This is a genomic window from Chryseobacterium phosphatilyticum (assembly GCF_002899825.2).
In the GTDB taxonomy this organism is placed as follows: Bacteria; Bacteroidota; Bacteroidia; order Flavobacteriales; family Weeksellaceae; genus Chryseobacterium; species Chryseobacterium phosphatilyticum.
This window is the reverse complement of record NZ_PPED02000001.1, coordinates 678,337-701,028: the sequence shown is the minus strand read 5'-3', so window position 1 is coordinate 701,028 and position 22,692 is coordinate 678,337. Positions and strand designations below refer to the sequence as shown.

20 protein-coding genes are annotated in these 22,692 nt (G+C 36.2%); 16 read left to right on the top strand and 4 right to left on the bottom strand.

Annotated features, from left to right (window positions below; genetic code table 11):
* Positions 1 to 16: 16 nt before the first annotated feature.
* The 4 genes from C1631_RS03150 (at position 17) to C1631_RS03135 (ending at position 5,867) form a co-directional block, all read left to right on the top strand.
* A complete protein-coding gene (locus C1631_RS03150; protein ID WP_109710413.1) occupies positions 17 to 1,465 on the top strand; it encodes a tellurite resistance TerB C-terminal domain-containing protein in 1,449 nt (482 codons plus the stop codon).
* Positions 1,458 to 2,774, top strand: a complete 1,317-nt coding sequence (locus C1631_RS03145; RefSeq protein WP_109710411.1) for an ATP-binding protein — start codon at positions 1,458 to 1,460, stop codon at positions 2,772 to 2,774. The genes C1631_RS03150 and C1631_RS03145 overlap by 8 nt, the downstream gene beginning before the upstream one ends.
* Positions 2,771 to 4,906 carry a DEAD/DEAH box helicase gene (locus C1631_RS03140; protein ID WP_109710409.1) on the top strand — a complete coding sequence of 712 codons (2,136 nt, stop codon included), beginning with the start codon at positions 2,771 to 2,773 and terminating at the stop codon, positions 4,904 to 4,906. Before C1631_RS03145 ends, C1631_RS03140 begins: the two co-directional genes overlap by 4 nt.
* A gap of 619 nt (positions 4,907 to 5,525) precedes the next feature.
* Positions 5,526 to 5,867, top strand: a complete 342-nt coding sequence (locus C1631_RS03135) for a helix-turn-helix transcriptional regulator (RefSeq protein ID WP_109710407.1) — start codon at positions 5,526 to 5,528, stop codon at positions 5,865 to 5,867.
* A 7-nt stretch (positions 5,868 to 5,874) separates the two neighbouring features.
* Here the strand turns inward: C1631_RS03135 and C1631_RS03130 are convergent, their stop codons facing one another.
* Positions 5,875 to 6,606, bottom strand: a complete 732-nt coding sequence (locus tag C1631_RS03130; RefSeq protein ID WP_109711431.1) for an MBL fold metallo-hydrolase — start codon at positions 6,604 to 6,606, stop codon at positions 5,875 to 5,877.
* 79 nt (positions 6,607 to 6,685) lie between these two features.
* Complete coding sequence (locus tag C1631_RS03125) at positions 6,686 to 7,444, bottom strand: NUDIX hydrolase (protein WP_109710405.1); 759 nt, start codon at positions 7,442 to 7,444, stop codon at positions 6,686 to 6,688.
* Positions 7,445 to 7,667: 223 nt separating this feature from the next.
* On the opposite strand from C1631_RS03125, the gene C1631_RS03120 reads away from it, so the two are divergent.
* Positions 7,668 to 8,852, top strand: coding sequence for an MFS transporter (locus C1631_RS03120; RefSeq protein WP_109710403.1), 1,185 nt, complete (start codon positions 7,668 to 7,670; stop codon positions 8,850 to 8,852).
* Between the two features lie 210 nt (positions 8,853 to 9,062).
* Here the strand turns inward: C1631_RS03120 and C1631_RS03115 are convergent, their stop codons facing one another.
* Complete coding sequence (locus C1631_RS03115; protein ID WP_103249523.1) at positions 9,063 to 9,440, bottom strand: winged helix-turn-helix transcriptional regulator; 378 nt, start codon at positions 9,438 to 9,440, stop codon at positions 9,063 to 9,065.
* A 158-nt stretch (positions 9,441 to 9,598) separates the two neighbouring features.
* On the opposite strand from C1631_RS03115, the gene C1631_RS03110 reads away from it, so the two are divergent.
* The 8 genes from C1631_RS03110 (at position 9,599) to C1631_RS03075 (ending at position 16,009) form a co-directional block, all read left to right on the top strand.
* Positions 9,599 to 10,534, top strand: coding sequence for an alpha/beta hydrolase (locus tag C1631_RS03110; protein ID WP_109710401.1), 936 nt, complete (start codon positions 9,599 to 9,601; stop codon positions 10,532 to 10,534).
* A gap of 2 nt (positions 10,535 to 10,536) precedes the next feature.
* Positions 10,537 to 11,703: an MFS transporter gene (locus C1631_RS03105; protein ID WP_109710399.1), complete on the top strand. Its 1,167-nt coding sequence runs from the start codon at positions 10,537 to 10,539 to the stop codon at positions 11,701 to 11,703.
* A 71-nt stretch (positions 11,704 to 11,774) separates the two neighbouring features.
* Positions 11,775 to 12,476: a DsbA family oxidoreductase gene (locus tag C1631_RS03100; RefSeq protein ID WP_109710397.1), complete on the top strand. Its 702-nt coding sequence runs from the start codon at positions 11,775 to 11,777 to the stop codon at positions 12,474 to 12,476.
* A 109-nt stretch (positions 12,477 to 12,585) separates the two neighbouring features.
* Positions 12,586 to 13,242 carry a hypothetical protein gene (locus C1631_RS03095; RefSeq protein WP_109710395.1) on the top strand — a complete coding sequence of 219 codons (657 nt, stop codon included), beginning with the start codon at positions 12,586 to 12,588 and terminating at the stop codon, positions 13,240 to 13,242.
* An 86-nt stretch (positions 13,243 to 13,328) separates the two neighbouring features.
* A complete protein-coding gene (locus tag C1631_RS03090) occupies positions 13,329 to 13,910 on the top strand; it encodes a 5'-methylthioadenosine/S-adenosylhomocysteine nucleosidase family protein (RefSeq protein ID WP_109710393.1) in 582 nt (193 codons plus the stop codon).
* A 14-nt stretch (positions 13,911 to 13,924) separates the two neighbouring features.
* A complete protein-coding gene (locus tag C1631_RS03085; protein WP_109710391.1) occupies positions 13,925 to 14,446 on the top strand; it encodes a GNAT family N-acetyltransferase in 522 nt (173 codons plus the stop codon).
* A 43-nt stretch (positions 14,447 to 14,489) separates the two neighbouring features.
* Positions 14,490 to 15,062 carry a Crp/Fnr family transcriptional regulator gene (locus C1631_RS03080; protein ID WP_109710389.1) on the top strand — a complete coding sequence of 191 codons (573 nt, stop codon included), beginning with the start codon at positions 14,490 to 14,492 and terminating at the stop codon, positions 15,060 to 15,062.
* A gap of 134 nt (positions 15,063 to 15,196) precedes the next feature.
* Positions 15,197 to 16,009: an alpha/beta hydrolase gene (locus tag C1631_RS03075; protein WP_109710388.1), complete on the top strand. Its 813-nt coding sequence runs from the start codon at positions 15,197 to 15,199 to the stop codon at positions 16,007 to 16,009.
* Between the two features lie 135 nt (positions 16,010 to 16,144).
* Here C1631_RS03075 and C1631_RS03070 read toward each other — a convergent pair whose 3' ends face one another.
* A complete protein-coding gene (locus tag C1631_RS03070; RefSeq protein WP_109710386.1) occupies positions 16,145 to 17,242 on the bottom strand; it encodes a Fe(II)-2OG oxygenase family protein in 1,098 nt (365 codons plus the stop codon).
* Between the two features lie 216 nt (positions 17,243 to 17,458).
* On the opposite strand from C1631_RS03070, the gene C1631_RS03065 reads away from it, so the two are divergent.
* The 3 genes from C1631_RS03065 to C1631_RS03055 are packed head-to-tail and all read left to right on the top strand — an operon-like array spanning position 17,459 to position 22,689.
* Positions 17,459 to 18,985: a pyridoxal phosphate-dependent decarboxylase family protein gene (locus tag C1631_RS03065; protein WP_103248684.1), complete on the top strand. Its 1,527-nt coding sequence runs from the start codon at positions 17,459 to 17,461 to the stop codon at positions 18,983 to 18,985.
* Positions 18,957 to 21,380: a GNAT family N-acetyltransferase gene (locus C1631_RS03060; protein ID WP_109710384.1), complete on the top strand. Its 2,424-nt coding sequence runs from the start codon at positions 18,957 to 18,959 to the stop codon at positions 21,378 to 21,380. Before C1631_RS03065 ends, C1631_RS03060 begins: the two co-directional genes overlap by 29 nt.
* Positions 21,373 to 22,689, top strand: coding sequence for a lysine N(6)-hydroxylase/L-ornithine N(5)-oxygenase family protein (locus C1631_RS03055; RefSeq protein ID WP_109710382.1), 1,317 nt, complete (start codon positions 21,373 to 21,375; stop codon positions 22,687 to 22,689). The genes C1631_RS03060 and C1631_RS03055 overlap by 8 nt, the downstream gene beginning before the upstream one ends.
* Positions 22,690 to 22,692 lie beyond the last annotated feature (3 nt).

Here is a 22,692-nt window from a genome sequence, read left to right as displayed (position 1 = left end):
ACTCAAATGTATTCAGATGAACCATTATATTATTGATGTTTCCGGTAATGCGGATATCCCGATTGATTTTGGAAATGATCTTACAACTTCCAATACTGTACCTGCACAACAGATCAGAAGTAATGACACGGATTCCTGGAAATTAGGGACAAAATATTCCCGAAAACTTAGTCTGAATGACAATCAGATTATTATGCTGGATAAAATGTCATTTTCAGGGAATGTCTTTAATGAAATTGAATATTGTAAAATCCAGATTTTAAAACAATTTTTAAGGGCTGTAGAATATTTGAATAAAAACTGTCTTCCGGTTAATAAATCTTATCCCACAGTTATTGAAGAACTTTCGGAAATTATCATATGTCTCCGGTTCAATTACAGAAAAGACAGCTTAAATTATAGCTACACCTATAACTCTATTCAGACTGAAATCTTTAATCATATCCTGAAATTATGTGAAAATAATGTACGGGATTTCTATGGCATAAAAAGAAAAATTAATACAGATTTTAATTATAATGATCCTGATATTCTTCATCAGTACAATCGGAAAATAGTTTCTAAACTAGAGGTCTTTTTGATCGAAAATCAATACCAGATTCTCGACGCAGATTATAAAACCAATATCATTCTTAATGAGAATAATACCAACCGATGGAAGACAAAATTTGATCAGATTAAAGAAGATTATTCCAATCCGATAGCCTTTGAAAGAGAAATATTCAGGTTGGCAGAAGTAAATATCAAAAATCCGTCGGTAGATGCTCTGTTTTTTGAAGCTTCAAAGTTTGTTGCCAACCATGACAGAGCCTGCGCATTAAGACTTTACATTCATTATTTTGATAAAGACCTGAATTCTCCGAAATTTGATCAGAGACCACTCAATAAAACCATTCAAAAAAGCCTGTTTTCAACAAAAGAACAACTTTCTGATTTTGAAGATCTCCTTAAAGAATTTATAGCAGACAGGAACCTGCAAAGTGCTATTGAGAAAGCTGATCAACTCTATCTTCCCAAAAGAAAAAAAATTACAATAGATCGGGAAGCTGTTAAAAATATTCAGGCGCTGGATTCGGAAACGGCGGATCTTTTGGGGCAGATTCTTAATGATGAGCTGGACGAAGAGCAGAAAACAGTACAAACCGGAGAAATCCTTAATGAATCAGAAGTCATCATTTCAATTGTTCAAGAGATTCCCGGGTATCAGACATCAAAGTATCTTGATGAACTTAATTTAAAGGATATTCACAAAGAAGTACTTGACCTGTTTGAAAAGCACAGTTTCAATATCCTTCAAACTGATCTTGCTAATTTTATGAAAACAAAAGGACTGTTTATGGGTTCTACCATAGATTCTGTTAATGAATGTTGTTTCGAAATCCTTGATGATATTCTGATTGAAGAAGAAGACGAATATTTTATTATCAACACCAACTATTATAAAAAACTTTTAAACAATGATTGACAATATTAAGCCCAAAGAAGCTACTTCCATTATCAACTCTCTTGTAAGTGGTGTGGTACCGAAAATTGGGGTCCAACATATTACGGTGGGCAGATCCGAAGAGGTGAATGCCTTCCTGAGTTCTTTGGAAGACGTGAAAAACGGCCTCAGTCTGGTAAAATTCTGGATAGGAGATTTTGGAAGTGGAAAATCTTTCATGCTTCACCTTTTAAATACGGTCGCTTTAAAACAAAAATTTGTCGTTGCCAATGCAGACTTTACTCCCGATAACAGGCTATATGCCAATGACGGGAAGAGTGTGATCCTGTATTCTGCCATAATGGATAATATTGCTATTCAGACAAAACCCGAGGGTGGAGCTTTGCAAACCTTATTAGAAAAATGGATTGAGCAGGTGATTTCCCGAACAGCAGAAGACAATCATATTTCTTTAATAGAAATCAGAAATGATCAATATCTGGGGCTTATTCAAAATGCTATTATGAAAACCGTGAATGAGATAACGGAAGTAGGAGGATTTGATTTTGGTTCTGCTATTGTTAAATATTATGAAGGATATATCAAAGGAGATGAGCTGTTACGAAGAAATGCCCTGAGGTGGCTAAAAGGAGAGTACAGCACCAAAACAGAAGCCAGACAAGACCTTGGAATCAGAGAAATTATTAACGATTCCAATTATTATGATATGCTTAAAAACTTTTGTAAGCTCTTTGTGAGTATGGGCTACAGTGGTTTTATGATTAATCTGGATGAAGCCATTAATCTCTACAAAATTTCTGTTTCTGCTTCTCGTGAGAAAAATTATGAAAAAATTCTTTCTATTTATAATGACTGTTTCCAGGGAAAAGTGTCTAATCTTTTCATCAATTTTGCCGGAACAAAAGAATTTCTGGAAAATGAGAGAAGGGGTCTTTTCAGTTATCAGGCTTTAAAATCAAGATTGGAAAGTAATAAATTTGAAACCTCTGAGTTCCGTGATTTTGCACAGCCTGTTATCAAACTCATGCCATTGAATCATAATGAAATTTTTGTTTTGCTTAAAAAATTAAAACTCATTTTCGATTTCAATTACAAAACAGAATTGAATATTAGCGATGAAGAAATTTCTGTTTTTATGGAAGAAATGTTTAACAAACCGGGAGCTGCAGAATTTCTTACCCCAAGGGAAGTGATCAGGGATTTCCTGAATATCCTGAACATCATCAGACAAAATCCGGATGTTGACAAAAGAAGACTCTTCGGTGAGATTGAAATTACTGATGAAAGACCCAATGACCTTATTCTTTTAGACAGTATTGAAGAACTATGACAGCATTCAGTATGCTTTCTGAACCCATCAGAAAATATATCAGGGATAAGAAATGGGAAAGCCTGAGACCTGTTCAGGAAGCTGCAATACAAAGAATTATCCCTACAGATAACAACTATATCCTCATATCCAGAACAGCTTCGGGTAAAACTGAGGCTGCTTTTCTGCCCATCCTGTCTAAGGTAAACTTTAAAGAACCGGGAGTAAAAGTTCTTTATATTTCCCCTTTAATTGCGCTGATCAACGACCAGTTTATCCGGGTGGAAAACCTTTGTGAATACCTTGATGTTCCGGTAACCAAATGGCATGGAGAAGCCGCAAAAGGAGCAAAAGACAAACTGTTGAAATCTCCCGAAGGGATTGTTCTCATTACCCCTGAATCTTTAGAGGCTATGTTTGTGAATAAACCTTACAATATCAAGCATTTATTCTCAACACTGGAATATATTGTCATTGATGAAATTCATTCATTTCTGGGATCAGATAGGGGAACTCATCTACAATCTCTGATAAGCAGACTTCAAAAAATTAATACCCGTAGACTCAGTATTGTCGGACTTTCTGCGACAGTAAGTGATGTTAACCAATATGTTGAATTAAAAGATTTCCTGGGAGATCAGAATCGAACCAAAATCATCAGGGATACGACGCCAAAGCCTATCAATGTTGTTTTTAAGTATTTTCCGGGATCAGTAAAAGAGTTGCCACTTCCTTTATTGAAAGATCTGTATGCCAGAACAAGAGAAAGTAAGGTTCTGATATTTCCCAATGCCCGCGGAAGAGTGGAAGAAGTGGCAGTAAAACTGAAACAAATATCAGAAAGAGTAGGTGGGCATAAGAATTATTTTTCCCATCATTCTTCCGTCGACAAAGAAGTCAGGGAATATGTAGAGTTTTTTGCAAAAAATTCTACCCTTCAAAATTTTTGTATTTCCTGTACTTCTACATTAGAACTGGGAATTGATATCGGAAATGTAGATGAGGTGGTACAAATAGATGCAACCCACAGCATTGCCTCTCTGATCCAAAGGGTGGGAAGAAGCGGAAGAAGAGAAGGTAAAGCAAGCAATCTGTTTTTATATGCTACAGAAAAATGGAGTCTACTGCAGTCTCTGGCTTGCTGGATGCTATATAGTGAGCAATATATTGAACCTGTCACTATCAATCAAAAGCCTTATGATGTAATGGTTCACCAGATTTTATCTGTTGTTAAAGGGACATCAGGTATTTCATTAGCCGATTTATTGAAAGAAATCAGCACTAACAATGCTTTTTCAATGATTAAGCAGAAAGAGACAGAAGAGATTATTGCCCATCTTGTTTCTATTGATTTTTTGGAAAAACTGGGAAACGAACTGATCATAGGGATTGAAGGTGAAGAAGTGGTTAATAATAGAGACTTTTACACCCTTTTTGAAACCCCGGTCTTTTTTAAAGTGTCTAATAATGGCATTAAAATCGGAGAATTACCGCTTTCCCCTCAAATAAGGGAAAATGAAAATATTTATCTGTCTGCAAAGGTCTGGAGTATTATTGATGTTGATTTTAAAATGAAAAAGATAGAAGTAATTCCTGCCAGAGATGGTAAAAAACCTACCTTTTTTGGAGAACCTGCCGATATTGCACACAGAATCCGGGAAAAGATGCTTCAAATCCTTATTTCAGAAGAGCAATATAACTTTTTGGACGAAATGAGTCATGAAACAATCGATGATTTTCGAAAAGATTTTTCTGTGTTTTCCATTAACGACTTTAAAACAGAAAGACCCTTATTGACAAGCAATAATAGCATGAGATTTTACTCTTTTACCAGCTCAAAGATCAACAGAACGTTGCATTTTATTTTGAAAGGATTAAAGGTGAAAAGTACACTGTATGATGAGGAGAGCCTTTTTGAAATAGAAGATAATACCGGTGCTGAGTTCATTACTATTTTACAGGGTATTGACAGAAACCAGAATATTGACGGGATGCTCACCGGATTTTTGGAAAATATTCCTGAAATAATTGATTTTTCAAAATGGGGAAAATATTTACCAATATCCTATCAGACAGCACTACTCAAAGAAAAGTATTTTGACTTTGAGGGATGTTATATTTATCTGCAGGATTTAAAAATAATGGAAAACTAATTTCTTTCTAATACAATTGGCCGGATTACATCGTTATCCGGCTTATTTTTTTTAAAATAACTGAGTTTGATATCAACCGTTCCGGGTTTTTGTCACGCCAGGAAGCCTAATCTAAAACCGGAATAGGAAAGTTATTATATCTTCCCCTTATATATCACAAATATTCATGTTAATCTTTCCCTAAAATGTAAAAGTATTGATCAGGATCATAAAAAGTATACCTAATGACACATTACATTTACAATAGATTTAAAATGGAAATAGAAATAATCGGAAAGTGTTTATAGGAAACGATTATGATATTTTACCCAAAACTGTAACGTGGTATGTATGTGGTATACCATTTTAATCAAATTTTAATCATTTTTTCTTTCTTTGCCCTATATAAAAATGAAATAAAATTCAAATGTGTGAATATTTTAACATAATAATTCAATATCCTTACTGTAAACCCGAGGTGTTGCTGAATTATACTAAATAAAAGCTTTTGAATTTTGAATACATAAAAATAAATTCAATACTTGTGTGAAATTTCAACATACAAGATTGAAGAAGAGAAAAGATTTGTACTGGTGTACAAAAGCTGTGCATCAGAAATTAGTAGAGATGACAACGTATTATGAAAAACAAAAAAACTGAACACAATCTAGAGGATTTGAACCAAAAGATTCTTGTACAAGATGAAATTATAGCTTTAGCGAAAGCAAATTCTCCCCGTCTGCTGAATAAGTTCAGATTGGTTTATCCTGATTTTTTTGATAAGTTATCTGCCATACAGCCTAACCTCAAAAACTCGGAATTGATCTTTTGTATTTATCTGAAGCTTAATATGACAACAAAAGAAATAGCAACCTATATTTTTGTAACTCCAAAAGCAATACAGAACAGGAAAAACCGCTTAAGAAAGAAATTGAATATTCCTTCTGAACTGGATATCTATAAATGGTTTAATGCAATTTAAACCATTTTTAGACTTCAATGACAGCTTTTTCCAAATCATGATAAAGAAGTATTTTCCAGCGGTTTTCTATCGCTTCTTTTTCCCACTTCAATCTTAATTCCATAGCTTTTCTGCCATCAAAATCACTTTTATAAGCCAAATGATATTTTAAATAGGATGCCTGTGGAAGATCATCTGCTCCATAGAATACGGTCTCTCCATTCTCTCTGATCCAGAAAACCTGCATAAAGGGAGTGTGACCACCTGCCACTTCGTATGAAATTTCGTCTGTGATCTGACCTTTATCTTCCTCCATCCATACAATATTGGGTAATTGGATGAGCTTTTCCAGAATATCAAAATCAAATGAAGGGTTTCCTTTATTTTCCATAGCAAAATCAAGTTCACGTCTTTGGATATACATTTTTGCATTAGGAAAAGTAGCCTCAAAGCCATGATCCGTAACCTGTACTGCTCCGTCAATATGATCTTTATGAAGATGAGAAAACAAAAGTTTTGTAATCTGACCTGGGTTGATATTTTCTCTTTCAAGAATTCCGGAGATGACAGAAGCTCCATCTTCGTTTTTCCACCCAATCCCTGCATCCAAAAGGATATAATCATTTTTCGTAGTGATGAGAAAGGGTTGTACAGACATTTTGATTCCTTTGACGGTCTCAAAATTTTCCTCTGTTAAAAGAGTGAAATCCTTGGTTTTGCTTGCAGAGAAATTGCCTTCTTTAAGCGGAATAATTTTCATGCTGCAAATTTCTTCAATATTTCCAACATGGAAAAGCATTTTCATCGATATATACCATCCATAAAAACAATCATACAGCTTACCAGCTGTTCAGACCATTTTCAAGCGCTCTGGCATAATTTTCCTGATCAAAAGAGTAGAGGTCAGGTGACTTATGAGCTCCACCTCGCCTTTGTTCTTCAAGCTTTTTAAGGATCCCCAAATTTTTAATTTTACGGTAAAAGTTTCCTCGGTTAAGCTCTTTTCCTAAAATAGCTTCGTATAACTTCTGCAATTCAGGGAAAGTGAATTTTTCAGGAAGCAAATTATAGCCAATAGGCTTATAAGAAATTTTTTCACGCAGTGTAAGAAGAGCTTTTTCAATGATTTCCCGGTGATCCATGGCCAGATCAATTTCCGGAAGTTGTTTTAAATAGACCCATTCGCAGATTTCACTGATCTCATCAGCTACAGGATTAATATCTATAGAATTAGATAAGGCATAATAGCCCACAGAGATAAACCGTTGTTTCTGAAACAGAGTTTCATCAAAATCTTCAAAGTAAAATTCACTGCGGTTCTTCTTCCCAAAGACTCCGAATTCTTCAAGAAAAACATTCGTAACACCGGCTCTTGACTTTAAGATTCTTACTACAGCTTCGTCAAGGTCTTCATCTTTTCCTACGTAACCACCCGGCAAAAGCCATTGCTTTTTATAATGCATTTTGGCTAGCAGTACTTTCAATTCGTTTCTGTCAAAGCCAAAAACCACCGGATCGGCAGAAATATGAGGAATGAAAATGTCTTTTGCCTCAACAGATCTTTTGAGAAGCTGTTTTTGTGAATCGATGTCATTCATACAATAGGTGTTGTATCACAAATGTAAAAATAAATTCATATAAATTTCAGAAATTCTTTATTAAAGGTCGTTGTAAGAAATTTTGTCTATCAGTTTCCTCTATTAAATCTATGATATTATGCTCCCTTTTTTTATTTAAATAACTACCTTTGAGCCCGTAAAAATGGATGAAGCGTCTTTTCATCATCACTGATATATTGATACATAAAACCAAAATTTTAACATGCAGGTAAGCTCTACCAACACTATTTCCCGAACTGTAATCTGGTTAATGGCTATTATTTCAGGACTTGTTGTCGCCAATAATTATTATAATCAACCCTTACTGGCTCTCATTTCAAAAGATTTAAACGTTTCTGAAAGTGCTGCCAGCAGGATTTCTGTATTGACACAGATAGGATACGCATGTGGCTTACTGCTCATTGTACCTCTTGGAGATAAGTTTTACCGGAAAAAGCTGATTCTGATTGATTTGTTTCTGGTTTTTGGATCGCTGCTATGGATGACTTTTGCCAACCAGCTATGGATGCTGTATGCAGCAAGTTTATTAATTGGGGCGACTTCCGTTATTCCGCAGTTGTTTGTTCCTATTGCTGCTGAACTTTCTTCAGATAAAGAAAAATCCGGTAATATAGGATTGGTAATGTCTGGGTTATTATTAGGGATTCTTCTTTCCCGTTTTGTTGGGGGAATTGTAGGAGAAGTATGGGGTTGGAGAGCGATGTTTGGAATTGCTGCAGGATTAATGATTTTGGTATGGATCGCGGTATACAAAATGCTTCCGGAATTACATCCGAATTTTAAGGGAACGTATAAAGAATTAATGCAATCTGTCGCCCATCTGGCAAGAACACAGCCTATCCTTCAACTGGCATCATTCCGTGGAGCAATGGCTTTCGGGTCTATGTGTGCTTTGTTTACAACATTAGTGTTCCATATGGAGAAACCACCTTTTAATGCAGGTTCTTCTGTAGTAGGAAGTTTTGGTTTAGCAGGAGCAGTAGGTGCCCTGGCAGCAGCTAAAGTAGGGAAACTACAAAAGTATCTGGATATCAACAGAATTATACTGTATTCCCTTCTTATTGTAATCGGAAGCTGGGGCTTCACTTATTTCGCAGGAGAAACCTATTGGGGGTTGATTGTAGGCGTAATTCTGGTGGACCTTGGAGTGCAGTCCAGTCATATTATGAACCAAACGAACTATTTTCTGATTAAGTCCAATGCTGTGAATCGTTTGAATACAGTGTACATGGTATCTTATTTTATCGGAGGGTCTCTTGGTACATGGCTGGCTTCAGTAGCATGGCAAAAAGCACAATGGACCGGGGTATGCTTTGTGGGAACCTTATTTGGAGTGCTTGCATTGGTAGCCCATATTCTATTTGCCCAAAAAGTAAATAAAGTTTGATTTAAACTATACCTGTTGGAAATTACAAAGGCGCAAGGTATGCTCAGCAATACGTTCTTAAGGTGTAAAGATTTTATCTGTGATAAAATTAAAAGCTAAAAATTAAAAGTTTTTTATAATCTCCAGAAGGTTTCTTTACAGCCAAATGTATTATCTGTAAAATAAGCGAGAGGCATAAACACGAAATTCTTGGATTGGCCACCAAACAGCCTAGTTTTCAGAAGCCTCTTGCTTTTGAATTAAATCTTTATGTTTTCCGCCCCATTCACTCAACATTTTCCAAATAGGAATTAATTCTCTGGATATTTCCGTAAGTTCATAATCTACCCGCGGTGGCACTTCAGCATACACGGTTCTCTTTACCAGACCTTCTTTTTCCAGTTCTCTTAATTGTAAGGTAAGCATCCTTTCTGTGATTCCTGATATGGATTTCCTCAGTTCACTGAAACGGAGTTTTTCAACTTTTAACTTGTCGAGGATCAGGAGTTTCCATCGGCCTCCAATCTTACAGACTGCATACGTTAAATCACATTCGTGGATATACTGCCTGTTGATATTATTCGTCGAATTTTCTTTTATTCTACCCATTACTTACAAATTTGTTAGTACCATACAATTTGATGTATACAATGCAAATGTAAGGTTTGATATCTAATTTTGCTCATAGAAACCGAAAAATATGCAGTAGTAATGAACAATAGCGCTTATGTTCACTGCAAAATAATAATAACATCAATAGAAATACAATGCAGTTAACATCAAAAATTAACACGATTTTACATCATTTAGAAAAAATACAATCTTTTAATGCTCAGGATCCCATGGATGATACCCGTAAGTATCTGGAAACGATGTCTTTTCAGCTTAGTGGTAAAAGAGAGCCTGTGGCCGTGATTGAAGAATTGCATATTTCTCTGGAAGGTCGTGATATTCCGATCCGGATTTACCGTCCAAAAGGAAGAGATATCCAAAAATCCTCTGCTATTCTTTACATTCATGGTGGTTGGTTTATTGCCGGAGGTTTTGAAACCCATGATGCCGTAGCTCGGAAACTAGCCAATACAACAGGATCTGTTGTTATTTTCCCGGATTATCGTCTTGCCCCGGAACATCCTTTTCCAGCAGGCCTGAATGACAATGTTGAGACCGCAAAATGGATCGTACACAACGCAGAAAATTTGGGATTAGACACCGATAAAATCGGGATTATAGGAGATAGTGCCGGAGGAGCCCTTGCAACAGCAGTTTCTACTCAGATCGGAGAATATTTTAAATTTCAGATCCTGATTTATCCTGCAGCAGATGATCAACTGAATTCTAAATCATGGGAAACCTACGAAAATGGCCCCGTTCTGAATAAACAAGGAGGAATAGAGGCCTGGAAAGCTTACCTTCCTGAAAAAGAAAAAACAAACCCCTTAGCAATTCCCGTTTTAATAAAAGATTTTAAAAATACCCCACCAACACTGGTATTACTGGCAGAACATGATCCATTGATTGATGATGGAAAAAAGCTTTCAGAAAATATGAAAAATGCAGGTATTTCTCTGCAGATAAGCTTCTATAAAGATATGGTTCACGGGTTTATGCATATGGGAGAAATTTTAGATGAAGTACAGACAGCAGTAGATGAAATGGCAGCTTTTGCTCAGGAGAAATTGGATTCCAAGAATGTGGGGTAGTTATGAAAAAATATGCATTCATAGGGTGTCTGGGGTTTATAGCAGTCATTACCACTGAATTTGGAGTCATAGGAGTTCTTCCCCAACTCGCAGAACATTATAAAATAAGCATTGATAAGGCCGGATATCTGTTGAGTGCATTTGCCTTGGTCATAGCGCTTACAGGACCATTTATGACACTACTTACTTCTGGATTTAATCGGAAAAAAATCATGCTGACCTCCATTTTCATGTTTATGGTTACCGGGCTTGTTTCGTCCCTTTCACCTCTGTTCTGGTTGCTGATGCTGGTAAGAATTCTTCCGGCGTTTCTGCAGCCGGTATATATTGCAACAGCATTGTCAGTAGCGGTATCTCAGGCAGATGAGCACAGGAAAAATGAATTGATGAGCATTGTTTTTAACGGAGTAGCCATAGCAATGGTAACAACAGTTCCGTTTGCTACCTGGATAGCGGGTGTTGGTTCATGGGAGTATTCATTTATGATCCAGACTGTGGTAAGTGTGATAGCTTTAGTCTCAATATTTTATTTTCTTCCGTCTATGCCTGTGAAAGAAAAGAAATCCTATGGAAATCAGATCAGGATTTTAAAACAACCCCCGTTTATTTTGAGTACTTTGATGAACTTTTTTATGATCACTGCGTGGTTTTCTACCTATAGTTATTTTGCGGATTATCTGAATAAAGCCAAGGACATGGATACTTCAATGGTAAGCTATATGCTGCTGCTGTTTGGTGTTGTCGGGGTTATTGCCAATTGGATTGCCGGGAAAATGCTTAACAAAAATGTAGTGGGAACCACAGCCGTTTTTCTTTCAGGAACCGTCTTGATTCCTGTACTGCTGTATCTCTCTGATGGAAATCTATGGGCTACCATAATGGTGATAGGGGTCTGGGGCTTTTTGTACTCACCCAGTTTTTTGAATGCTTCCACTTATATGATTTCTTCTGCTCCTGAATCACTGGAATTTGCCAATAGTCTGGCAACCTCATTTGGCAACCTCGGGGTAACGTTAGGAACAACTATAGGAGGCTGGATTATTGTTACAAAAGGAGTAGAGTTTACCCCATGGGTGGGATTGGTTTTCGGAATTCTTGCTTACCTGATGATGATTCTGAGAAATAGAGTTGAGAAGCAAAGTGAGGGAGCTGCTGTGTACCAAAATTAAACTGTAACAAATTTTATTACATTAAAATAAATTCGTACCTTTGCCGTATTAAATTTCATAAAATATCTACAATGAAAATAGAAATATGGTCGGACGTGATGTGTCCGTTTTGTTATATCGGGAAAAATAATTTTGAGCAGGCTTTAGAAAAACTACCATTCAAAGATCAGGTAGAAGTGGAGTGGAAGAGTTTTCAACTGGATCCGACTCTGGAAGTAAATAAAACTCAGGATACCATCCAGTATTTCAGAGAAAAAAAAGGAGTTGCTGAAGCTCAGGCTACACAAATGCTAAGTCAGGTGACTCAAATGGGTAAAGGAGCCGGTATCGATTTTAATTTTGAAAAAACATTGATCACCAATACTTTCAATGCTCATAAACTACTTCACCTTGCCAAAAAGCATAATAAATCGAATGAAATGGAAGAAGCATTATTTATCGCTCATTTCATTGATGGTAAAAATGTTGGAGATGTTGATGTTTTGGTTTCTCTTGCTGAGAAATTAGGAATTGATAAAGATGAAGCTACCAAGGCAGTGACGTCTGACGAACTTGATTACGAAGTGAATCAGGATATTCTTGAAGCGAGAAACAATGGTGTTTCAGGGGTTCCTTTTTTCGTTCTGAACGGAAAATATGCGGTTTCCGGAGCACAACCGGTTGATGTATTTGAAGATGCACTTCAGCAAACCTATAAAGAAACTGTAAGTCCGTTTAAGGATCTTTCCGGTAGCAGTGGTGCTTCATGCGATGCTGACGGATGTAGCATTTAATATCATTAAACCCCAAAACAGATACAATTGTTTTGGGGTTTAATTTTTAATTGATCATCAAAATATTCCAAAACACTAACTTTATAAAATATTTTAATAATTAAACATTATGGAAATACCTGAGCAAATAAGAGTTCGCTTATTATTAACATTTGGAAAAGAAATTTTTTATAAGTTTTATTGGTTTGAAATGAATGGAGATGATTTTTACTGGGGATCAGCTTACCAAGCCAACTATTCTGAAAAAACAACAACTTCGTTTACTGAAACAAAAGAACTTGAACTTGAAATTCCAAAAGATTTTAATGAATTAGAGAAAAATTCAGGCAAATATTCATTTCATCAAAGTGGACATATTCATTACAAAATTAATTTAAAAGACGGAACTTCCGATTATAAAAATATTTCTATTTGGCCAAAGAAAGAAGAAATAGATAAACCTGTAAGATTTTTTACGGTTCTAAGTAGAACGTTAAAACATTATAATAAACAAATAGGAAATTTAACAAAGGGTAATAGCAGTGCGGTAGGATTAAATTTTATGGAAGAAACAAAGGAAAAGAGAGTTTATTTTGAATTTTTTCTCTCTCCTGCAGGAGAATTTCCAATTCCCGATACCTTAATTAAAATTGAGGGAAATATGGATAGTATTATTTGTCATCCTATGAGTGATCACTTGATTTTAATAATCAGACATGGAGTAATGGAGAATTTAAGTGATTGGCATCCTGAAAAAGAATTGAGTATTATCGAAAATGATATATAAGTAAGAGTATTATTAATGTACAACATGTATTGAAAAGAAAAACTGTCATACCTTTGTAAAACAGCTTAATAAATTCTTTTATTTCAATGATAAAAATTAACAACGAAACACAATATCCTATAGCAGATACTCTTTTTGTTTTTGCATTAGACTCTGAAGCAGGAACGGTATTTGAAGGAAAAAATAAATTAATAACAGGAATCGGTAAAGTAAATGCTGCCATCGAATTGACTAAAGAAATCCATACAAGAAAACCTAAACTGATAGTGAATTTGGGTTCTGCAGGAAGTAAAGGATTTCACAAAGGAGAAGTGGTCTGTTGTACAAAATTTATCCAGAGGGATATGGATGTAAGAGGCTTAGGATTTAAACTCTATGAAACCCCATTATCAGGAGTTCCTCCAATCTTAGAATATGGACTTAAGATGGATACTTTGAAGGAGGGAATCTGTGGAAGTGGTGATAGTTTTGAAATGAATCATTCCGAAACAGATTATAATATTGTAGACATGGAAGCATATCCGCTTGCATTGATTGCCCAACAGGAGAATATTCCGTTTTTATGCCTGAAGTATATTTCAGATGATGCCGGAAGCGATGCCGCAGATGACTGGAGTATACAGGTACATCTGGCCTCTGAAGCTTTTAAGAAAATATTGTTTTCATAAAATGATTAGTCATTATGACATCCATTATTATTAACAAAGCATCTTCGGCAGACCTTGAAACAATACAAAGTCTGGGAATACAAACTTTTTCTGAAACTTTCTCGGAACATAATACTGAAGAGGCCATGAAAAAGTATCTCGAAGAAAGTTTTGCCACAGAAAAGATAAAATCTGAGTTAAATACTCCTGATTCTTTTTTCTACATTGCATGGGAGGAAGATAACCCGGTGGGCTATTTAAAAATTAATTCCGGTAAAGCACAGACCGAGTTACAGAATGAGACCAGTCTTGAGATCGAAAGAATTTACGTAAAGAAGAGTCATCATGGTCAAAGAGTTGGACAATTACTGTATCATCAGGCTTTAGAAACAGCGCATCAACTTGATAAATCTTATGTATGGCTGGGAGTTTGGGAAGAAAACCTGAGGGCGTTGAATTTCTATAAAAAGAACGGATTTGTTGAGTTTGATAAACATATTTTCAGGCTTGGAGAGGAAGAACAGACCGATTTGATGATGAAGAAAATATTGGAGTAACAATAAAACATTAAAAAACCTGCACTTTTGCGTTTTCCAAATAATGAATCAATTATATTTTTTAGAGAAAGTCAATCAATACTATTCTTTATCGGAAGAGACGACTGAAGCTTTACTCAATATTTGCACAGAAGAAAAGTATAGCAAAAATGACCTTCTTCTGGAAGCCGGGCATATGGCAAGATTTTACTACTTTTTAAAATCAGGATTGGTAGGCTATTATACCATTGATGAAAATGGGGATTCTATCTATAAAATTTTCTTTGAAGAAAACAGCTTTGTGGCATCCACGGCGGCCATCATAAAAAATGAGCCCAGTGATTTTAATATGATTGCCCTTGAAGACTGTACAGTCATTCAATATCCTGTAAAGGCTTATCGTGAACTGCTTGAAAAGCATCATGACCTTGCGCTGTTCCATTTATATTATTTAGAGAAAAACTGGGTGGTTAAAAAGGAACCACTGGAAGTTTCTTTAAAGTATGAAACGGCAAAACAACGCTATTTACAATTATTAGAAAATAAATCTCTGCATAGCAGACTGAAGCAACATCAGATTGCTTCTTATCTGGGCATAACCCCCACACAGCTTAGCCGTATAAAGAAAGAAATATAATAAAAAAAGCTTCAACATATGTTGAGGCTTTTTCTCTTTTTCTACCGCAATTTTGTTTTGTCAAAAAGATCATTGGTACATTATATGTTCTGTAATTACAAGCCTGTGATTATCATTAATTAAATATTTTAAACATGAAGAAGCTTATCAAAATTCTATTTGTACTGACAGCATGCATTCAGTTATCAGCACAAAAAATTATTCATCAGGAAATTTTCAGCCCGAAAATGAATAAAAAAATCAAAACGATCATCATTACCCCCAATGTCCAGAAAAATACTCTTTATCCTTCTGTGTATATTCTTCATGGTTTCAGTGGTAATCCGGATAGGATCATCAAGCAGGATATTCCGGATTTGGTTAAAAAGGCTCAGGAATATAAAACCATCTATATTCTTCCGGATGGGAACTACAGTTCCTGGTATGTAGACAGTCCTTTTGTTAAAGATTCTCAATATCAGACTTTTATCGGAAAAGAATTGGTGGAATTCATTGATAAGAACTATCCGGTGAAGGCAGATAAAAAGTACAGAGGTATTTTGGGGTGGAGTATGGGTGGTTATGGAGCGACTAATATTGGGGTCACTTACAATAAAACCTTTGGAATGGTAGGCAGCTCATGTGGAGCATTAGATCTTACTTCATTTGGTGAAGGGTATCAGAAATATATGGTTAATAAAGTACTGGGCCCTCTAGAATCTATCAGCCCGGACTTTCTTACTGATAACAAAATTAAACTAATGGCAGCAGCCGGGCAGCAATATATTTTTGATTGTGGTACGGAGGATACGCAAATGATTCAAATGAACAGAAATTTTCATAAAAAACTGACAGAAGCCAAAGTTCAGCATGTATATGCCGAATCCTTAGGAGGCCATGTTCCTGAGTATTGGAGCAGATCATTATCTGAGCAATTGTCTTTGTTTGACCGTTTTTTTAAACAATAATTTTAGAAAATGAACCCCGCATCATTGCCATTACGGGGTTACTTATTTTTTATTTAAATTTCAAAAAAATCCTTTTTAAGACCAGCTTAAAAAGGATTTAACATCAGGGACAATTAAAAAAAAGTCTAATTAATACTACAAATGTTGAAAGTTCTTGCCCAAATGTTCTTCGATTACAAAAAACGGATCTTCAGTAAGGGTGTGTGCCCTCATATCAATGAGGCTTACTTTACTCATCATGCGAAGCATAATCCTTCTTTCGCATGCATATTCAATACCGTCAATATTTCTTACTCCTGCACGGAATGCAGATCTTCCGTGAGCGCATAAATGATTATTAACCAGGATTACATCCCCGGCCTGTGGAGTAAAGCCTGAATAAATCAAATGCCTTGCTTCATCCCAGAATTCTGCCAGGCACTGATGGGCATCATCGGATTGCTTAATGCTTGGATTAAAAAGCTGTTCTGCCGCATCAAACCTCATGAAAGGAAGCTTGTTATTTCCATATAACACAGAATCCAACGCTTCTTCTTCACTTTCTCCCGTTTCCAGATTAGCATCCTTTGGAATTTTGTAAATTCTGTCAAACAGAGGTCTGTAATTTTCTCCGATAGACTTATGAGAACGGATAGAATATAGGGTAGAAGGCACCTGCTCTTCGTTCCTTACATACATAAAGCTCAGGAAATCTGCCTGATGCTTCAGGAAAGCATCTTCCGTATGCACATACAAATCTGTTGCAGAACCCGAACCGGTCTGCGTTTCGCGCATTTTCTCATCCGGTATAATCGCATGGATCAGCCCGCCTCCTTTACGTTGTGAATAATATTGTACCGGTTTTGAAGGAAGAGCACCATGAATCAGTGCACAGGCAAAACCATACAGGTTAAATTTGGAATAATCTGCAGATTGCCAGTTGGGTGGAGTTGTACCCAAAAGTTCCTGGTCAATATCCATTAATCCTTGAAAAATCAAGGCTCCATATTGATTTTTTGAAAAATCGCTCGCAAAATCAGCCGCTATATGTAAAATTCTCTCGGGTAAAAAATAAGAAGCCATTTGATGAACATGTTTTATAAAGTCACGGTTTTCATAGCTTCCGTATTTTTTCTCCAGATGCTCCGCTGCATCTTTTATCATTCTTCGCTCCTGAGATGTGATCTCAATGACGGTAGGAAGCAGTTTTACTTCTGTCATACTGTCGTTATCTAAAATTTCTAGAGAATTCATTAAAAAAAAATTTGGTGTTTAGTAATAATTTTTATCTTTGTTTTTAATTATTCTAAATAACAATAACTGGTTCAAATTTATGAATAATTACTGAACTGCCAAACAAAAAAAGAAAAAAATGAAAAATTTAAAAACTTGACTGTCAGACATATATGTAAACATGTCGAAAAACCACAAACAATCTATTGATTTAAAAAATCACCTTACAAAAAGTATATGAACAACAATTTTGCGCCCCTTGAAGAGGTATCCAACACCACATCACCTCACATTTCGGGGAATTTTGGAAATATTTTCCATCAGGACAATTACGATCACTATCGTAATGCAGTCAACAGCACTTTAGACCTTGTACAACAATTTCTTTACAGAAATGACAAGCCTTTCAGTGGTATCGAAGCCAAAGAAATGAAAGGAATGGTACAGGAGATCGATCTTAATCAAAAACTTTCTACCTATAAAGAACTACTGAACGAAGTAGATCATATTTATGTAAAGCATGCCACTGCTTTTCATCTTCCACAATATGTTGCCCACTTAAACTGCCCGGTGGTCATTCCTGCTTTAGCCGGAGAAATTCTGGTAAGCGCCATCAATTCCTCACAAGACACTTATGATCAGAGTGCAGGAGGAACATTTATGGAAAGAAAACTGATTGACTGGACGGCAGAACAGTTAGGCTATAACACCAATGAAAGTGACGGTGTTTTCACCGCCGGAGGTTCACAAAGTAACCTGATGGGATTAGTCATGATGCGTGATTGCTTCTCTCAAAAAAGATACAATCATAATATTAAGCTGGATGGTTTGCCACAGGAAGCAAGCCGTTTCAGAATTTTTGTTTCGGATAAATCGCATTTCAGCAATCTGAAAAATGCTTCTATCATGGGACTTGGAGAAAAATCAATTGTTAAAGTTCCTACAGATGAGAGATTTTGTATGGATATTTCCTTGCTTAAAAAATACATTAAAAGAGAAGAACAATTAGGTAATATTCCTATCGGAATCGTAGCCACTGCAGGAACTACAGATTTTGGAAATGTAGATCCATTGAAAGATATTGCCAATATTGCAGAACAGTACAATATATGGATGCATGTAGATGCTGCATACGGGTGTGCATTATTATTAAGCGAAAAATACCGCCACCTTCTTACTGGAATAGAAAGAGCAGATTCTGTAACGATAGATTATCATAAATCTTTTTTCCAGCCCATCAGCAGTAGTGCTTTCATTGTTAAAAACAAGAAAGAATTGTTGATCCTTAAGCATCATGCAGATTATCTGAATCCTAAAGAAATGGATGAAGAGGAAATTCCTGCACAGATCAATAAGTCCATTACTCAAAGTACCAGAAGGTTTGATGCCCTGAAACTTTGGTTTACCCTGAGAATGATGGGAAAAGAACAACTGGCACAGTATACGGACACTGTGATAGATCTTACCAAAGATGCGGCATCAATGATTACTGAAGATCAGGATTTTGAACTGCTTTCTGATTCTGATCTGAGTGTGTTGGTTTTCAGATATGTAAGGCCTGATATTACTGACCTGAATGCATTGAACCAATATATTAAGATGAAGCTGTTTTACAGTGGGGAAGTATTGGTAGCCAGTACAAAAGTTGACGGAAATTTCTATCTGAAATTTACGTTCCTGAACCCGATTACCACAACAGAAGATATTCACGAAATTCTTACTAAAATCAAAAGACATGGAGAAGACTTTGGTACAGAAAACTAGATGGAAAGAAAAAGCAGAAGAGGTAACGTTTCGAATTTTGCTTAACGGAATGCTCAGAGAGCTTGGAAACGGAAAATTTTACCAGGGAATACCCACTTATGATCTTCTGACGGCGCAAGCTCTGCAAAATACAGGCTATCTGTTGCATATGAGGTTTGAACTAAAGAAAAACAATTTATTTTTATTCGCTCCGGTCACCTACCGCTCTGAAAGCCCTTTTCATGAATATGGTCTTCCGGTTTGGGCTGTTGATCATCAAAATCAGGAAGTCTTTGAAGTAAACATTGATCAATTGATCTCATTGGTATATAAGGAATTCTCAGATACTTTTACCGAATCAGGACTTCAGCGTTTCAAGGAACGCATGCAAAGCAATCTCAGGAATCTTGAAAAGACCTTAGCTTGTTCTGCAGACCAAAATCCTTTATCATATTCATTTTTGGAATCGGAGCAGATTCTTCCGGTAGGTCATAACCTTCATCCTTTCACCAAATCAAGGATGGGATTTTCAGAAGAACAGCAACTGTCCTATTGTCCGGAGTTTGGAAAAGGATTTCAGCTTGATTATTTCCTGGTTGACAAGAAGCTGGTTACAGAAAGATCTTTACCGGGTATTTCAGCTCAGGAACTTATTGAAAAATTGATCCCCTTATCTGGCGAACTTAGTAAAGACTGTCTTAAAGAAGGTGAAAACACAAATGACTATTATATTCTTCCCGTTCATCCATGGGAAGCCCAATATCTTTTAACTTCAAAAGAATACTCCGACCTGTTTGAGTCCAGAAAAATGATTCATATGGGAGCTATGGGAGCTGAGTTTTATGCAACCTCTTCCATAAGAACAGTATATAATCCGGATTTCAGCTGGATGTTCAAATTCTCATTACACGTGCTGATGACCGGATCAGTAAGAACCAATAGTCTTAAAGACTTAAAAAGAGGCTATGCTTCAGCGGTTTGGTGGGAAGATGTACGTCCTTCATTTGAAGAAAACTATAAGGATTTCAAACTCCTGCTGGAACCTTCAACAATAAGTGTTGATTTTGACGGTAAAAATATTGACAGTTTTAATACTTTGATCAGAGAAAATCCTTTTTCACCGGATGACAAAGTTGTTTTATTGGCCAGGCTATGTCAGGATGAACCTTCAGGAGCCTTTAACTTTACGACTCATTTTTTTGAAAATGTTATTCAGAATATGGGACTGGAAGGCCCGGAAACTGTTATGTTATGGTTTGAAAAGTATGTTAAATTATTACTTGCTCCATTAAACAAACTTTTCAACACCTTTGGAATGGCACCAGAAGTACATCAGCAAAACCTGTTGATAGAATTAGATGAAAGTCTTCTTCCGAAAACAATTTGGGTGAGAGATGGCCAGGGCTATCTGTTAAGAGAGAGTAGTAAAAATCAATATGAAAATCTGATTAAAGAATATCCTGAAATTGAAGAACTTTTTATCCGTGATGAACGTCTTCTGGATATTATGTCCCATCATCTTCTGGTGAGCAATCTTGCAGCTCTCATTACCTCAATCGGTAAAACGGGATTAGCGGATGAAAGATCATTAATCGATATCCTGTATCATGAATTTGAATATCTGCATGAGCACAAACCATCAGCATTGACTGATTATGCTCTGAATCAAAGATATTGGTCCGTAAAATCAAATCTGCAGTCAGCAGTACTGGATGTAGACGGAGGGGTTAATGCTGCTGCGGTTTCGTATGCAAAGATTCCTAACCTGCTTCATATGTATTTCTTCTCGGATCAGCTTATTCAGCCAAAAGGGACAGAGGTTTTTTTCAAACGCTATTTTCCAAAGGATGATGTAACCATCAGCATGCGGCCTATTGATCTTGAAAATGATCTTGAAATGTTGCACGAATGGTTTAATCGTGAGCATGCCGTAAAAATATGGCAGATGAACTGGCCTATAGACGAGCTTGAAACGTATTACCGTTTGATGCTCCCGAGTAGTGAAGCACACAGCTATATTGTATTGAGCAACGATGCGCCTTCCTGTAATATTGAAATTTACTGGGCATCCAGAGATATGGTAGGAGACTATTACGAAGTACTGCCAACAGATTACGGAACCCATCAGTTTATTGCTCCTGTAGATCCTAAAAAGAAATATGTATCTCCATCCACCCAATCTATGGTAGATTATGTCTTTGCTCAGCCAGAGGTTGGTAAAATGGTGGGTGAGGGATCAGTAGATTCATTGGCTTCAATGATGAATAAGGCCCATGTAGGCTTCAAAATAGAAAAAGTCATTGAGATGCCTCATAAAAAAGCAAACCTCAACTTCTGCTACAGAGAATGGTACTGGGAGAAATTTCCCCAAAATAAAAATGTAGAAATCACCACCAACATCACCAAACATGAATAAAGAAACCGTATATAATGTAATAGGAATAGGCATAGGACCTTTTAACTTAGGTCTTGCTGCATTGTCCCATCCAATTCCTGAATTGAAAACCCTTTTTCTGGATCAAAGAGACGGTTTTGACTGGCATCCGGGATTGATGATCGATCATGTGACTTTACAAACACCTTTTTTATGTGATTGTGTTTCCATGGCTGATCCTACAAGTCCGCTAAGTCTTCTGAATTACCTTAAAGAAACCAACAGGCTTTATAAATTCTTTATCCGTGAAAATTTCTTTATTCCACGTAAAGAATATAATAAATATTGTCAGTGGGTCATTGAACAATTACCTGAATGCCGTTTTTCAACGCAGGTAACAGATATTGATTATGAAAACGGAATTTATATTGTTTCTACAATAGATACCAAAACCAAAGAAAAACAGATTTTTAAAACGGAAAGACTTATTCTTGGAACAGGAACACAACCCCATATTCCTTCTTTCATTCCTAAAAATGATGCCCGTATTATGCATACGAGTTCTTATTTATACAGAAAGGAAGAATTGTTGTCACAAGGTAAAAAGATTGCGGTAATCGGTTCAGGACAGAGTGCTGCTGAAGTTTTTTATGATCTTCTTCAAAACAGAGATGAAACTACTGAATTGGGATGGTACTCGCGTCCTGACAGATTTTTCCCGATGGAATACTCAAAACTGACGCTGGAATTGACTTCTCCTGATTATGTGGAATATTTCTACAACAGAAATGAGACCGCCAGAAAATCAATCTTAAGTAAACAACAGGCTCAGTTTAAAGGAATTAATTATGACCTGATCAATGATATTTATGATTTTATTTACGATCTGAATATTGATAATGCTGATCCGAAACTAACCATTATTCCTAACAGCCAGCTTGATAGTGTAAACAATGACAATCCGGGATCTCTTCATCTTGATTTCACCCAGCTGGAACAGGAAGTTCCTTACGAACAGGAAGCTGATTATGTGATTCTTGGTACAGGATATCGTTATCATGAGCCTTCATTCCTGAAAAATATCCAATCGAGAATAAAAAGGGATTCTAACGGCTTATTCTCCGTGAACAGAAATTATTCTATTGATGAGAACGGAGGAGAGATTTATGTACTGCACGCAGAAGTACACACTCACAGCTACATTTCTACAGACCTGGGAATGGCAGCATACCGTAATTCATTCATTATTAATGATATTCTTGGAAGGGAACATTATAAAATTGAGAAAAAAATCGCTTTCCAGGATTTTGATGTAGAAAAATACGCAGAATTACCAACCGCAAAAATATAACAG